Source organism: Hymenobacter sp. IS2118, assembly GCF_000715495.1.
Lineage (GTDB): Bacteria > Bacteroidota > Bacteroidia > Cytophagales > Hymenobacteraceae > Hymenobacter.
In genome coordinates this window covers 25,619-40,648 of the sequence record NZ_JNLX01000011.1, presented here as the reverse complement: position 1 = coordinate 40,648, position 15,030 = coordinate 25,619, and the positions used below count along the sequence as shown (strand labels likewise).

Genomic DNA, 15,030 nt, shown 5'->3' with positions numbered 1-15,030 from the left:
GTAATCGTAGAAAGTCGGCGCGGTCCCGAGGGCCTGCAAATCGTTGTATTTTTGCTCGGCCAAGGCGAGATATTCGGCTTTGCTCATGGCGGTGGTGGGGGAGGTAGGCATGACACAAGTTACCAATACGCCGCGACAATTTGAATTGCACCCTGCTGAGCGCAGCCGAAGCATCTCTACCGCTTGGTTGAGCGGCCCCAGCTAAGCGGTAGAGATGCTTCGGCTGCGCTCAGCATGACGAATTTTCCTAGGCTCAGTTTCACTTCTTGCCCAGCACGGTGCGCTGGAACCAGTTGGGACGGGTAATTTCCTCCAGCACCTTGTTGGTTCGGTCTACCTGTTGCAGGAGCTGCTGCTGAAGCTGGGCATCGGCCAGCAGGCGGGCCTCCATGCGTTGCATGGCCTGGGCGGCCAGCGCGGCCTGGCGCTCCTGGAGCACGTTGAGGTCCTTTTGCTGAGCTGGGAGCTGGGTGAAGGGATTGAGGTACTCGGTGATTTTCTGGTAGATATTGTCCTGGTTAAGACGGCGAAAATGCTGTTGCCACTGCTCGTGGGCTTCGGTAGCTTCCTGCTGCAGCTCCTGCAGGCGGCCATCGAGCTCCTGGTCCATACGGTGCACGCCTTCGCTCACGCCCTGGCGGACCTGGGCGCCCAAATCAGCCAGCAGCTTGCCGTGCTGGCTGAAAAAGGCCACTTGTTGACGCAAGGCATCGTCGTGCTGCTGCAGGTACTGCGGCACGCTGGCCAGGCCCTGCTCCAGCGCCGTGAGGCGGTTAAGCAGCGCGCCGATGGTCTGGGCCGCTTCGTTGCTGTGCGTCACGGTGGTGTTCAGGGCCTGCTGGTAACCCAGGAATTTCTCAAACGTCTGGGCGCTTTCGTCCACTCGGTCAAACACCTTAATGGTGGCATTGGCCAGCTCCGAATAGCCTATTTTTTCCAGCTGTTCCAGGAAGCGCTTCTGCACGCTCACGTTTTCCGTTATGCTGGCGATGAGCGGCGTAAACTCCTGGATTTTACTGAAAAAGTCGTTCTGAATCTGGCTAAAGAAATCAGCATTAAACGTATCGAGCACCGATTTCAGGTTGGCCATGCCGGCCTGCATGTCGGAGTTGAGCTTGGGCAGCAGGGCCTTTTGCAGGTAGGTATAGTAGGCGTTTTTGTGGCGGTCGCGCGCGGCGCGGGCCTGCTTCAGCAGCTGGTTGCCGGCCAGCGTAAAGGCCAGCCCGAACAAGCTGCCAATCATGGCAATGAGCACCCCGCCCAAAAAGTGCTGCACATCGGTATTGCTAAACGACGTGTCCAGGGCCGGGTCGGTGGCCGCGTCGGCAAAGGGGTTGCCCACCAGCGCCACCAAACCCAGGATAGCCCCCGTGAACGTGCCCAGCAAGCCCAGGTACAGCGGCGTGGCAATCTGGGCTTGAATTTCCTCGTCCAGCGCTTCGGCGTGGCGCTCCGAAATGTCTTTCAGAATGCCAAAGTCGGCCGCCGCGCCGCGGTTGTTTTGCAGGTACTCGTTGGTATCGGCAATGATTTGCCCGAACTCCGGCGAGGCGTCGCGGGTGATGAGGGCATCGTAGTGCACCGCGAAGTTTTTCTCCGGCTCTGCGGCAGTGTAGGTGATGGGCTGTACCGCCACCGCGCCCGCTGGCGGATACATGGCCTGCACCCGGGCGGTGAGCTGGCGGTTGTGCCAGAACACATACGCCTGCCACGCCACCAACGCCAGAACCAGTACAATTTCAATTATGAGCATAGCTGCTTTTTCAAATACTATCCGAAGTGCCTAACGCAGGGCAATTTCGGCTTTTTCCACCACGTGCCACGTGTCTTCGCGCTTTTCGAGCTTGCCCGCCGCCAGGTTGGTGATGGTGGTGAACTGCTCGGTGGGCGGCAGCTCAAAGGCAAAAAACTCCTTCAGCTCGCGCACCCCGTTGCCGATGATGCGCGACTGGTCGGCCTGCGGGCTAAATGCGTACTGCGCAGTGCCCGCCCCAGCGTGCGCCAGGGTGATGAGCAGCGGCATCTGGGGCAGCGGGTTGGGGCTGAGCTTGCGGTGTTCGATGCTGGGCACGTCAGGGGCCGGGGCGTAGTAATGAATAGGGCCGTTGGAAGCAGCGGGCGCCGGGGCGGCGCTGGCATCAATCAGCTCCTCAATGGCGGGCGGTGTCGAAGTCGGGGCCGGCCATTCCACAGTCTGCCCGGTTTGTATGGAATCAGGTTCGTCAGTGGGCGGCAGGGGTAGTGGGGTTGGGTTCATAGCAGTTTTGGGGCCCGATGCCGCCGGCGGGTTGGTCGGCGCAGAGCTACGGGAGTTAAAATTCGTCTTGTTCTTTTTGCTCGCTCCCGCCCCTTTGCCAGCAGGCTTTGCAACTGCCCCCTGCATTTCGCGCATCGACTGAGAAGCGGCCGGCTTGCCCGAGTTCACGGCGGCGGGCAGCTTCGGCACGGCCGGCGCTGGCGCGGCAGGAACTGTAGTTTGCGGAGGAGCTTTGGGCACGTTTTCGGCCGGTTTCCGCTGCACAGGCCAGGATTGAATTTCCGAAGCGGGAAGCACCACCGCAGTTGCCGCCGCAGTCGGTTTCGAACGTCGGGCCCAGAGCCAGGCTCCCAGCACCCCAATGCCCACACCCGCCAGCACCGCCCACACCGTGGTCAGGTCCGAGGCCGGTTTGGCAACGGTGGCCGCCGAGTCGGGAGCGGCACGAAGCGCACCGGGTCCGGCGGCTGGCTGCGCTCCCGCCTCGGGCCCACTGCCCAGCATCAGCAGCAGGGCGAGTAGCAGCAGCGGCCGGCTCCCCTTGCGCAGGAAGCCGGCCAGCCGGAGCCAATTCCCCCGGTCAAACTGACTAATTAAGCGGCTGCGCATCATGAAGCACCTTGGATAGCTCATACAGGGCGTTTTTGAAGGGCAGGAAAAACAGCGTTTCGGGAATGGTATCGCCATCACGCAATACGTCGGCGTACTGCTGCCGGTATAGGTTAAAGGAGTCACCGAGGTGGCGCTCCAGCGTGCCCATTACCAGGCCGGGGTCGTTTTTCACGCCCAGGTCAGCTTGCAGGCGCTTCACTTCGGGGTCTTCGAGCAGCAGTTTCAGGCAGGCGCGGGCGTTGTTCAAAACGGCTTGCTTGATTTCGTCGGTCACGGCCGCTGCCTCCAAATGGTGTTCGCCCTGGTCGGCCTGTAGGTTTTCAACATCCGGCAGTATGCCCACTGGGCGTACCAGCGGCGGGTCCTGCGGCATCTGGCCGGTGGCCAGCACGCCGCCGTTGGCGGTGGTTTGCTTGGGGTCGTCGGCGAGCTTGATGCGGAAATCGGCCGGTACGGTCTGGCCGGTGGCTTTTTCCATGATGAGGCGGGCCAGCTTTTCCACCGGCTGCAGGTTGGAACCCGCCGCTAGCAGGCGCACGTAGAGGCTGCCGCGCCCCGTGAAGCACAAGTAGCGCGGCAGCTGCTGGCCGTTGGCCACAGTCACCTGCGCCACGTGGTAAATCAGCGTGCCGAAGTGCAGGTAGAACAGCACGCGCAGGTGCTCGGCCCGCAGCAGCCGCTCGCTGAAGCCCAGCAGCTGGTCATAGCTGAACAGGAAGCTGGCCACGTCCTCGGAGCCGAAATTGTCGGTTCCTTCGGCCACCAGTACGTATTCGCGGGCCCGGCGGGCAGCGGGCGAGAGTACCGCGCTCTGCACCCCGGCCACACCGAAGCGCACCAAGCCGTTGTCTTTAGCGCCACGCACTTCGGCGCCGCCGTCGCCCCACAGGTCGTTGCCGGCAAAGCGGAACGAGGTGCTGAGCACCGGTTTACGGTCGGCATACAGCAGTACGTCTGTGGTCCCACCGCCAATGTCGATGAAGGCCGCGTTTTCGCCCGGCCCCAGCGTCACAATATTGCGCCGGGTGAGGTAGTAGTACGGCGCCGTGCTTTCCACCATGCAGGGCATGGAGTTGGTGGTGTGGAAGATGCTGTGAAACAGCGTGTCCCACTCGCGCTGGTACAGGTTGCGCTGGTAGGTAGAGAAGCTGAGCGGGGCAAACCACGTGATTTGTGTGGCGCTCAGATTAGCGCCGTTCATGGCCGCTTTGGCCCGGCACAGCAGCAGGATTTCCTGGAAAAAAGCCCGCACGCGGTTGGTGCTGGCCTGGTTCAGGCTGTTGTCCCACTTCAGGTTGGTGTGGTAGTTGGGCCGGCGCTGCTCTTCGGTGATGATGCCGAAGGCCACGTTGATGTTGCCCAGCACGCTCAGCTCCTGAGTGGCGTAGTTGGGCGCTTCGTACGTGGCCGTACGGGCCGGGAAGGCATACGGCGAGCTGTCCTGACCAATAATAGGCGGCACAAACTCGCGCTCCTGGTACTGCTGCCAGCGCTTGATTTGCACGAAGTTGGCCGGGTCGTCGTCGATGCCACGGTACAGGCGCTCGTAGGCGCTGCGGTCGGGCTCGTTGGTGGCTTTTTTCAGCAGGGCCACGGGCGTGTCGGTCAGGCCAAAGCTGAACGGCTTGGGCTCCTGGCCGGGGCTGTCCTGCATGGCCACGTGGGTGTTGGTGGTGCCAAAGTCGATGGCAAACCGGAATTCCTTGGTGCCCTGCCGTACCTCGGGCCAGCGCGGAATGACCAAGGCCGCGCCAGCCGCCGGGGCGGGGTTCAGCACTTCCAGGTAGTCGAAATGGGTGCCACGCACCTCGAAGTAGGTGCTACCTTCGTCCTGGCCGGTCTTGTGCGTGCGCTCGTAGCGGGTGGCGCTCTGCCCGGTGCCGGTTTCGCCCAGCGGGCGGCCATCGACCCAGAATTTCAAGTCAACTTTCTTGGTCACCATGCTCGGGTCGATGTTGTTGGCATCCACCAGCATGACTTTGTAGAAGTCGTTGTACTGCGGCGCATCGGCCACCTTCACGAAGGGGAAGATGGACAGGGCCACGTTGGTCACCAGCAGGCGACCCACGTTGTCGCCCTGCGGGTTGGGGTAGTAGGCCCGCTCAAAGTCCACGAAGTCGCCGCCGCTCACGGGCACGCGCAGCTTCACGCGCACGCAGGCCGGGTCCAGCTCCAGGCTCAGGTGCTCGGCCAAATCCTGGGCCGAGAAGTAGTCGAAATAAGCGGGCTTGATGGGCAGCAGCGGCCAGGTGCTGGGCTTGAAACCAGCCGTGATTTTCAAATTTCCGCAGTGGAAACGCGTCTCATCCACCTCGTAAGGCACGGTGAGCAGGGTTTCTTCCAGCAGGTCGTTCACTGTGAGGTACGGGTAGGGCAGCTCCGGGCCGGGCAGCGTCCGCTCCTTCAGCGGGCGCGGGTCGGAGGCCGGAATAGTGGCGCCACTGTCGGCAAACATCGTTTCGTTGAAGTAGCGCTTGCCCACCGCCTTCAGGCCGGGGCGCAGCACTATAGGCAGCGGGCCAGCCACACCGGGCCGGCTGGGCCGGATAAACAGGTCGGAATTGCGCACGGTGCCCTCGTCGGGGCGCACGCGCAGCAGCACGCCGGCCACGTCAATCTGGTTGTTGGAGCCATCGGTGAGCACGGGGAAGTTGCCGAGGTTGGCGCTGCCTTCCATGGCCCACTTCTGCAAAATACCGCGGTCGAGGGTATCGCGCACCAGCGGGGCCAGGGCCATCAGGGCCGGGTCGCCCACAAACTGCTGGTACACGAAGTCGCGGAATGCCGCCTCGCGGCTGGCCAGCGCCACGTATTGGTTATCGAAATAATAGCCCCCGCCCTGGGGCCGCTGCACGGGCAGGGGCTTCACGTTGGGCGCCGGGAAAAACAGCGTGAGCGGCGAGGTACCGCCAATGAGCTGGGGCACGCCGTTGGCGCCGGGGAAATAAATCAGGTGCATCTCGGTCAGCTTCGCGAAGCGGCCGTCGAGGTACAGGCTCAGCACGTCGGCCAGGGGGCGGGTGCCGGGGTTGGCGCGCAGCTTGGCCAGCTCCTCGTCCTTGCGCCAGGCCCGAATTTGCAGGCGCTGGCTGGCCAGCTTGCGCTGGTGGTAGTTAAACACCATTTCCCACACGTCCCAGAAGTGGCTCACCAGCTGGTGGTACACCGAATCCTGGTGCGTGCCGCCCTGGCCCACAAAGCGAAGGGCCGTTTCCACCAGGTGCATCCGGGCAAAGGGCGACGGGATGGATACCGCCACCTTAGCCGCCCGGCCGCCTTGCGGGTCCATCAGCCGCTCCACCTCGTGGGGACCAATTTTACCAGTCGGGCCCCAGCCCTCGTGGGTGCTGGAACCGGTATCGTGCAAACGCAGGATTTTAGCCATGTGTGTTGTTGAGAGAGGCGCGGCCGGCTCACCTCACCCCCGGCCCCTCTCCCGTGGAGAGGGGAGCCGAGAGAGAAATTGACTAACTGTAAGCGCCTCTAATGTCGTTTCAAATTGATTTTCGGAAAGAATAACGCCAGGCTCCCCCTCTCCGCGGGAGAGGGGGCTGGCCCCGGAGGGGTCTCGTGATATGAACCGTTAGGAATACTGCAGCTTCTTGTCCAGAATCTCGCTCGTAGCCTCCTCAAAGGCCTTCACCACCCAACGCAGGGCCTCGTTCTCGGTGGGGTTGCTGAGCGTGGCTTTGCCCACGGCCTTGGTCAACTCGTCGCGGAAGTAGCCGGGCGTAATGCCTTTGCTGAAAATGCCGGTTTCCACCGTTTTGTCGGTCACCATTTTGTTGAAGTCCATCTCCTCGGCGCGGATGGCGGTGTAGCGGCGCTGGTTCACGCCCAGCTCGCGAATCCATTCGTTGTAGTCGCCAAAAAAGTCATTCAGCTCGCGCAGGGAGCGGTTGTTGCGCAGCTGGGCGGCCAGGTCGCCGGCTTCGTAGTAGGGCGCCTTGGCGTCGTCGGGCGTGTGCTTGAGGAAGTAGCGGGCAAAGTAGTGCAGCTGAATCAGCGGACGGGCTACTTCCTGGCGCAGGTCGGGGGGCAGTTGGCCAAAGTCAATTTCCGGGCTGTCGGCTTTCAGGCCAAACTCGTGGTAAAGCGGCTGGCCGGCGTCGAGCTGGTTATCGGGCACTTCCATGAAATGCGGCACCGCCAGGGCGCCCAGCAGCTCCAGCAGGTGCGCCTGGTTGCGCTGCTCTGCCCGGCCGGGGTGGTTGGCCAGCGGCTGGCCCGGCTGGTCGCCGAGGTAGTACATGGACTCCAGGCCCTGCAGGTTGTCGGCGTAGTACGACAGGGCCGTTTTGGTCTTCGTAATGAAGGTATTGGAGTCGATGAAGTCCTGGCCGGCGGCTTTCTCGTCCACCGAAGGCTCCTGCAGCTTGAAGTAGGGTAGCATCACCAGCGCGCCGGCTTTCATGCGGCGGCGCACTTCGGGGTGGGCCAGCTGCGAGTTGCCGTCGCGTAGGTTCTTCACCAGTAGCGGAAAGCCGGCCGCGCCGGTACCGCCAAAAATCGAGCTAATGAAAAAGGCGCGGTCGCCGTCCTGCAGGCTTTGGGCGAGGTAGCGCATTTCCTTGGACTGCACCACGGCGTTCAACACCACCGAGCCCACGTTGGGCGAGCCGCGGAAACCCACGTCGAGGTTGGCCGCGAGGCTGTCCTGCGTGAAGAGCAGGTCGACCAGTCCCTGACTTTCCACGGACAGGTCGTTGTATTTCAAATAATCCCGAAACGGCTGGCTGATGCCCCCAAAGTCGTACACGAACGAGTCGCGCAGCTCCTCCGAGCCCCCAGTGTTGAGGTGGGCCAGCGTGTTCAGGGGCTGGCTGAAAAAGCCCGCTTTTTCCTTTTGGCCGTCGCCGTACAAGGCCTCGTGAATGCGGGCATAGCGCTTGAGCAGGGCCACGGTGCGGGTCACGTCGCCGTTCTGGGTATCCGGGTCAATAAGAACGGGAACCACCTGGTCGCAATTTGGGATGCGCACGCCCGAGGCAAGCAGCATGGTGAGCGAACGCAGCACGCGGGCCCCGGTGCCGCCCACGGCGAAGATGAAGAGTTTAGGCATTGTTTGTTCTAACGTGAGAACCTCACCCCCGGCCCCTCTCCAAAAGAGAGGGGAGCCACGGCGGCGGGGTCGTTTCTATAGATAATTTCAAAATCACCGCCCAAAAATCATCAGGCTCCCCTCTCTTTTGGAGAGGGGCTGGGGGTGAGGTTCCGTCTTAAAATGGCCCCACAAACGGCGTGGTGCGCGCATACGTACTCCACCGCTTGAAGAGCACCGAGAACAATAGGAACCACAACGCGGCCACCAATAGGTTTACCACCATGAAGTAGCCGAGGTAGCTGCTGCCTTCCGCACCGTGGCTTTTGCTGAGCGTGTTGGCCAGCAGCGTGCCAAGGCCCGCGGCCAGGGCCAACGTCAGGACCCAGTGCGTGGTCCGGAACATGCCGGTGCGCAGGGCCGAATTGAACACGTAATAAAACACCACCACCAGCAGCAGGGCCACGCCCAGCGTGCTCCACCCAACGAGCGAAAACAGGTCCGTTTTATACAAACCATAATCGGCCGGGCGCTGGCTTTGAAAGATGGAAATCAGGGCCGAGTACAGGCTGGTGAAGAAGGTTTGCATAGGGAAAGCAAGCGGGTTATTTATCGTTTTTGAGGGAAAGCTGAACCGTAAATACGGCTGGCAGCGGGCTAGGATACGATTGCCGCACGCCGGCCAGAATCTGGTCGAGGCCGAACGTGCGCGGGGCCGGGGTATTGTCGTTGGTGGTCGACCAGGCGGCTACCCATTCCGGCGTTTCCGGGGCGGGCAGCGTCAGGCTGAGCGTGGCGGTGGGGGCTGCCAGTTTGCTTACCCGCAGGCGCATCACGTGGGTGTAAGGCGCCAGCACCGGCTGGCCACTCCGCTCGTCGTCGGTGAGCAAGCGCACCGAGTTCGGCAGCACCGAAGCCGCGCCGTTGGGGAGGCGCACCCGCATATGTTGGGCCAAAAATGCGGGTTTCTGCCACGCCGCAGGCAATTCCTGCAAATTTACCCCAACCGAGAAGTCTACCGGGTCGTCGGAGGGGTTCAGGGTCAGGCCGTTGTTTTCAGCGTACACCGTGCCGCCGCTCGATTTTAATTTTGGGTCGGTGAGCTTAGTAAGCAAGGGCGCGAAGGCGGGCGTATCAGTTTTTAACCCGAAAAACGCCTGCTGGGCCGGGGCATTCTTAAACACTTCGGCCGTGTAGCGCGCCACCAACGCGGGCGGCCCAATCACCCACACGTAATAGGGCACCTTCTCGCCGTTGAGGGTGCGCTTGGCCACGGGGGTCTTCACGGCCGGGTGGTAGGTACCGTAGAAGCGCGAGGTTTCGCCGAACACGGCTACGGCCAGCTGCTTCTGGCTCACGGGCGCAATGGAGGTGCGTATCAGGTTTGGCAGCTGCGAGAAGTCGGACTTGCGCGCCGGGCCGTAGATGAAGTCGGAAATCACCACGCTTACCTGCTGCGTGGCCTGCGGCATGTTGAGGATGCCTTCCAGCATCTGCGGCAGCTCCGTGCCCAGGGCGGCCTGGTTCACTTCGCCCTGCACCACGTCGCGCAGCTGCTGAAACGGCACCGCGCGAGGCGCCGCGTTTTCGCAGAGGTAATACTTGCGGTCGGCAATGACCCCGCTCACCTGGGTTTCGGTGATGAGCGCGCCGATGCGCTGCTGGAACTCGGTGGCCGGCTTGTCGGCACCGCCGCGGGGCACAAAGCCCTTCATGCCCCCCGAATATTCCAGAAAGACATTAACCCGGAGCGGCGCGGCTTCGGGCGCGGCAGCGGCCGGTGGCGCTTTTACGCCGGTACTGCCGGACTTGGTATCGGCGGGTTCGGAACCGCAGCTACTCAGTAATGAAATCGACCCTAAAAGCACGCCGGCTAGTCGGAGGCAATGAAAAAGACGTGAAGCGGGCGGCCCCACGGAAACGGATATCAGCATAGATTAAGCGCTAGGCAAGGTTCTGGGGCGAAGTATAGGCATTACGCAACGAAATGCCCGGCGGCCGAAAACCACAGCCGACAAACGCAGCAACTCGGCTTCTAGTACCTGCCTCTGTTGCTCGCTCCAATTATTGCTTGCATCTCCCACTTCAGAGCTTATTTAACAATCAAACTATTTTTAATCAATACTTTAGCAAATTAAATACTATACATTTCAAATAAAGCGCTATTGTCCGCTGCTCGTCTATTCTGGAACGGATTTGAATGGCTATTTCCATGGTGCCACCCTCTCGTAATCCGGTACCTTGCCGGCCGCACCGCCGGTCTGGCTTCCACCATATGAGTTGGCCATCAATAATGTCAACATTCTACGTATTAATATTGTAGTCCCGTAGAGTCCACATTATTATCCGGACCCGCGTTATTATGTATTAGCGCCTTTATGCATCTTATTGCTTTCCGACCCGAATACCAGCTTACCGTTGAACACGAAAAAAACCGGTTATTCTACCAGAATTTTGGACCGATGCAGTGGGCCACCACTCTTCCCCATTATCTGGCCGACTGGAAGGCGGCGCTAGCCGAAATAAGGCCGGGATTCAGCATTCTCAGCGATATGCAAGTCGTGAATCAGTCCAATCAGGACTTGCTGGCGCATTTTCAGGCCGTGGAACAAATGATAGTGGCGCGGGGAATAACCGTAGTGGCCGAAGTGCACGTGCCCGGCCAGTCCACCCGCCGTTACTGCGACGATGTGACTACCGCCCAAGCCATGCCCGTGAGTCAGTTCCTGACCATGTGGGAAGCCGCACAATTCTTAGATGAGGCGGCCAACGACCCGGCGCTGACCGCGGCCTACGCAATAAATTCAGTGGCCGAATAGCCGTTAGCAGCCAACGATTTGGGCACCGCAGTTGTTAATACCCGGGACGTCGTTGGCGGCCCCGGTTGCGGACCGTACCTTTGCCGGACAGCTCCTTAAAGGGTGCGGCCGCTTTTCACTTGGCGCCTCATCAGGCACTATTTGCTCTTATGCCCAATACCATTTCCACCGACATCTGCATCGTCGGGGCCGGCCCGGTCGGCTTATTTGCCGTTTTCGAAGCCGGTTTGCTCAAGCTTCGCTGCCACGTAGTAGATGCCCTGCCCCAGCCCGGTGGCCAGCTCTCCGAAATCTACCCCAAGAAGCCGATTTACGACATTCCGGGCTTTCCCGAGATATTGGCCGGCGATTTGGTCGACAATCTCATGAAGCAGATTGAGCCCTTCCACCCTACCTTCACGCTGGGCGAGCGGGTGGAGCGGTTTGCCAAGCTCGACGACGGCTCGTTTCAGCTCTACACCACCGACGGTACCGAAATTCACTGCAAGGCCGTGGCCATTGCCGGCGGCCTGGGCTCGTTTGAGCCGCGCAAGCCGGCCGTGGAAAACCTCGAGCAGTTTGAAGGCGGCAAAGGCGTGCACTACATGGTGCGCGACCCCGAGTATTTCCGCGACCAGAAAATCGTCATCGCCGGCGGCGGCGACTCCGCCCTGGACTGGACCAATTTCCTGGCCAACGTGGCGGCCGACGTGACCCTCGTGCACCGCGGCACCACTTTCCGCGGCGCCGCCGACTCGGCCGAGAAAGTAAAAACGCTGGCCGACGCCGGCAAAATCAAGCTGGTGCTGAGCTCCAACGTGACGCACCTGCACGGCAACGGCAAGCTGGCCGAAGTGACCATCACCGGCAACGACGGCACCGCTGAAACCGTGCCGCTCGACCACTTCATTCCCTTGTTTGGCCTCACGCCCAAGCTCGGCCCCATCGGCGAATGGGGCCTGGAGCTCACCGATGATGCCATTGTGGTGGATACCGAGGCCTACAGCACTTCGCTGCCCGGCGTGTTCGCCATTGGCGACATCAACACCTACCCCGGCAAGCTGAAGCTCATTCTGTGCGGCTTTCACGAGGCCGCGCTCATGTGCCAGGGTGCGTTCAAATACATTTACCCCGACAAAAAGTACACGCTCAAATACACGACGGTGAACGGGGCCCCCTCTATGTAAATTAAAAATTATGAATTAAAAATTCAAAAAGGCTTCCACGCCACCCCAATTTTTAATTCATAATTTTTAATTTTTAATTCAATTCATGGAAGAAGATATCCGCATCTACGTTGAAGAAGCGCCGGGCCAGCGTACGGAAATTGTTGGCCCCACCGACATGGGCCTGAGCCTGATGGAGCTGCTCAAGGCCAGCGGCTACAACATCATGGCCACCTGCGGCGGCATGGCGCTGTGCGCCACCTGCCACGTAGAAGTGCTGGCCGGCCCGGCCCTGCCCGAACCCGGCGACGACGAGCTCGACATGCTCGAAACCCTGCCCGTAGTGCACGAAGGCAGCCGCCTGAGCTGCCAGATTCGCCTCACGCCCCGCACCGACGGGCTGGTGGTGCGCCTGGCCCCCGGCGCGTAGCCGTTCGGGTTTACCCACATCAAAAAAAACGGCCCCCGCCTGCTCGCAGACGGGGGCCGTTTGGCATTTATTTAGGTTGGCAGTTGCTCGTTGTCAGTACTGAGCCAAGTGGCTAATAACTAACAACGAGCAACTGCCCAACCAATAAATCAGTTGGATGGCTTGGCGGGCAGTTGGCCCGATACCGGGGCGTTGTCGGGGGCCGGGGCGCTAGGAGCATCGGCCGCGACGGCACTAGGGGAGAAATCGAATATTTCTAGTACGATGCGCCAGCCGGCCACGGCTTCGCGGCGCCAGATGCGCAGGTAGGTGCCACTTTCCTGAGGATGCTTCAGGCCCGCCGGGCGGCTGACGGTGCCCACCACGTAGCCCAAATCGCCGGACGCGGCCAGGTAGCCCGTGTTCGCCAGGAAGCTGTAGTTGCCGTCCAGGTTTTTCATGTTGGCGGCGGCGGCGGCTCCCTGCATCATCGACAGGCCGGGCCGGTAGAGGCGGGCCTCCGCGCTAAGGTTTTGCTGGTAAGTGGGGCCCGGCTTCATTTGCTGGGCCAGGGAAAACTTTTTGTCGATGTCGATGACGATGTTGGGCGGCGCAGTGCTGGGGGTGGCGGCCGCAGCCATCAGGCGCGGATGAGGGACGGCCGCCGCCTTGGCCGGCGCGGTGCCAATGCGCTCAATGCGCGTATCAATCACGAATTTCAGTTTGCCATCGGGCTGTTTGCGCCACACCGTCACGTACTCGCCGGCTGCCTGAGGCTTGTCGTTGACAGAAGAAGTCCAGGGGCCGGTGGTATAGCCCAGGTCGCCCGATTGCGAGGCATCGGCCAGCACCGGGTACCAGGCCAGCTGCGCGCCGGTTTGGGCCGGGCGGGGCTTCCACAAGTCCTGGGCATTCACCCAAACACCTTTTTCAGAAACAATGGCCGTGGGGGCGCTTTGGGCCAGAATCGCGGCCTTGGACCCCTCCTGGGCGGTCTGGGCCGCGAAGGCCGTTTCGGCGCCTACTACAGCCTCCCGAGAGAGCTGGGCAGAGGCGACGAAGGGTACTGCTAGGGCCATTAGAGCACCTATGGCTAAAGAATTCTTCATAAGATACCATCATAATAGATTACAACAGCTAAGGTACAACTTGCGTGATAATTATAGATACAGTGCAATTTTCATTTACCATTCCATGCCGTTCTTGCGGGCCGATTGGCCCAGGCCGTCCGATGGGCGCCAAGGCTGTTTTTTGCTTCCTCTTATTTTTATGAAATCAGCTGACCTCATTGCCCGCGCCCGCCGCATCCGCCTGGTACTCACCGATTGTGATGGCGTGCTCACCGATGGCGGAGTGTACTACTCTGAGCGCGGTGAAGAGATGAAACGCTTCAATATTCGCGACGGCATGGGCGTGGAGCGCCTGCGGGCGCACGGCATTGCCACGGGTATCGTGACGGGCGAGCTGTCGCCTTCGGTGCGTACCCGCGCTGCCAAGCTCAAAATTGAGGAGCTTCATCTGGGCATCAAGGACAAGCCGGCCTGCCTGCACGGCATCCTGGCCCGCACCGGACTGCGGGCCGACGAAGTGGCGTTCATCGGCGACGACACCAACGATGTTGATATTTTGAGTTTAGTAGGCTTTGCGGCCTGCCCTGGCGACTCCACTTCCTTCGCCCGCGCCGTGGCCGACTTCCATTGCCAGACGCCCGGTGGCCACGGTTGCTTCCGCGAGCTGGCTGAATTTATAATTGCCGCGCAGCCATAAAACGTTTCGCGCGGGCTTGGCTATTGGTTATCAGCCAAAATTTCGTTGGACAACTGACACCTTATTTCAATAGCCCTCCTTGGCTCAGGGCCGGTTTTACAGCAACCCGAACGAATAGCAACTGGCAAGCAAATGGAGCGTTCAGAACCAAAAGTTGTCTAAATAGGCGGCTCCGTTTTAGCCACGAACGTTTGCCCTACTTTGTTGTCGGCGATTGGTTTTGAACGCCCGCACCCCCTTTTTTCATGGCCATGACCCGCATTCTACTTGCTGACGACCACACTATTCTGCGCGATGGCATTCGGGCCCTGCTTTCGGCTGATGCCGACTTGGAGGTAGTGGGCGAAGCCAGCAACGGCACGGAAATACTGGCCATCCTGGAAACGACGCCCGTTGACGTGGTGCTGATGGACGTGCAAATGCCCGTGCTCGACGGCTTTGCCACGGTGCCCGAAATCCGCCGCCGGTTTCCGGAAGTGCGCGTGCTGGTACTCACCATGCTCGACCACGAAAAATACGTGGCCCGCATGTTTGAAGCCGGCGCCATGGGCTACGTGCTCAAAAACGCGGCTATCAGCGAAATCACCTACGCCATTCGTACGGTGGCGGCCGGCAACCCATTTCTATGCACCGAAATCGGGCTTAGCCTGCTGAACAAGGCCGTGGCCCAGTCGCCCATTGTTGGTACTGAAGAGGGTGGCCACGCGGGCGTCGACCTCACGGCCCGCGAGCTGGAAGTGCTCAAGCTTATAGCTGAAGGGCTTACTAACAGTGAGATATCCGACAAGCTTTTCACCAGCAAGCGCACCATCGAAACCCACCGTCAGAATATCATCGCCAAAACCCAGGCCAAGAACACGGCTGCCCTCATTAAGCTGGCCGTGAGCCGGGGCTTCATCTCGTAGCGCCGGGCCGGCGCTCTTGGCGCAAGGGCAGCTTTGTTGCTTTTCTCTGGGTTTCCTTTGTGGCTTCCGTATTCG

At 60.8% G+C, this 15,030-nt stretch carries 12 protein-coding genes; 5 read left to right on the top strand and 7 right to left on the bottom strand.

The genetic code is table 11. The annotated features are described in order from the left end of the window. Window positions 1-259 precede the first annotated feature (259 nt). From GM79_RS01000 to GM79_RS00975, 6 genes are all read right to left on the bottom strand, one after another. On the bottom strand, window positions 260-1,753 hold the full coding sequence (locus tag GM79_RS01000; RefSeq protein ID WP_035557743.1) for a hypothetical protein: 1,494 nt from the start codon (window positions 1,751-1,753) through the stop codon (window positions 260-262). A 30-nt stretch (window positions 1,754-1,783) separates the two neighbouring features. Continuing rightward, window positions 1,784-2,869: a hypothetical protein gene (locus GM79_RS00995; RefSeq protein WP_152559762.1), complete on the bottom strand. Its 1,086-nt coding sequence runs from the start codon at window positions 2,867-2,869 to the stop codon at window positions 1,784-1,786. Further along, window positions 2,847-6,254 carry a hypothetical protein gene (locus tag GM79_RS00990; protein ID WP_035557736.1) on the bottom strand — a complete coding sequence of 1,136 codons (3,408 nt, stop codon included), beginning with the start codon at window positions 6,252-6,254 and terminating at the stop codon, window positions 2,847-2,849. Before GM79_RS00990 ends, GM79_RS00995 begins: the two co-directional genes overlap by 23 nt. Before the next feature lie 198 nt (window positions 6,255-6,452). Further along, window positions 6,453-7,931 carry a hypothetical protein gene (locus tag GM79_RS00985; RefSeq protein ID WP_035557734.1) on the bottom strand — a complete coding sequence of 493 codons (1,479 nt, stop codon included), beginning with the start codon at window positions 7,929-7,931 and terminating at the stop codon, window positions 6,453-6,455. Window positions 7,932-8,088: 157 nt separating this feature from the next. After that, window positions 8,089-8,499, bottom strand: coding sequence for a hypothetical protein (locus GM79_RS00980; RefSeq protein WP_035557731.1), 411 nt, complete (start codon window positions 8,497-8,499; stop codon window positions 8,089-8,091). Window positions 8,500-8,515: 16 nt separating this feature from the next. Beyond that, window positions 8,516-9,844 (bottom strand): hypothetical protein, encoded by a 1,329-nt coding sequence (locus tag GM79_RS00975; protein ID WP_152559761.1) that lies wholly within the window; start codon window positions 9,842-9,844, stop codon window positions 8,516-8,518. A 444-nt stretch (window positions 9,845-10,288) separates the two neighbouring features. Between GM79_RS00975 and GM79_RS00970 the strand changes: the two genes are divergently transcribed. The 3 genes from GM79_RS00970 (at window position 10,289) to GM79_RS00960 (ending at window position 12,304) form a co-directional block, all read left to right on the top strand. Next, window positions 10,289-10,729 carry a hypothetical protein gene (locus GM79_RS00970; protein ID WP_035557725.1) on the top strand — a complete coding sequence of 147 codons (441 nt, stop codon included), beginning with the start codon at window positions 10,289-10,291 and terminating at the stop codon, window positions 10,727-10,729. 149 nt (window positions 10,730-10,878) lie between these two features. Next, on the top strand, window positions 10,879-11,895 hold the full coding sequence (locus GM79_RS00965; protein WP_035557723.1) for an NAD(P)/FAD-dependent oxidoreductase: 1,017 nt from the start codon (window positions 10,879-10,881) through the stop codon (window positions 11,893-11,895). 85 nt (window positions 11,896-11,980) lie between these two features. After that, window positions 11,981-12,304 carry a 2Fe-2S iron-sulfur cluster-binding protein gene (locus GM79_RS00960; RefSeq protein WP_035557722.1) on the top strand — a complete coding sequence of 108 codons (324 nt, stop codon included), beginning with the start codon at window positions 11,981-11,983 and terminating at the stop codon, window positions 12,302-12,304. A 149-nt stretch (window positions 12,305-12,453) separates the two neighbouring features. Here the strand turns inward: GM79_RS00960 and GM79_RS00955 are convergent, their stop codons facing one another. Next, window positions 12,454-13,392, bottom strand: coding sequence for a hypothetical protein (locus GM79_RS00955; RefSeq protein ID WP_152559760.1), 939 nt, complete (start codon window positions 13,390-13,392; stop codon window positions 12,454-12,456). A gap of 160 nt (window positions 13,393-13,552) precedes the next feature. Between GM79_RS00955 and GM79_RS00950 the strand changes: the two genes are divergently transcribed. Further along, window positions 13,553-14,050, top strand: a complete 498-nt coding sequence (locus GM79_RS00950) for a KdsC family phosphatase (RefSeq protein WP_035557717.1) — start codon at window positions 13,553-13,555, stop codon at window positions 14,048-14,050. A 251-nt stretch (window positions 14,051-14,301) separates the two neighbouring features. Then, on the top strand, window positions 14,302-14,955 hold the full coding sequence (locus tag GM79_RS00945; RefSeq protein ID WP_051718341.1) for a response regulator: 654 nt from the start codon (window positions 14,302-14,304) through the stop codon (window positions 14,953-14,955). Window positions 14,956-15,030: the final 75 nt, after the last annotated feature.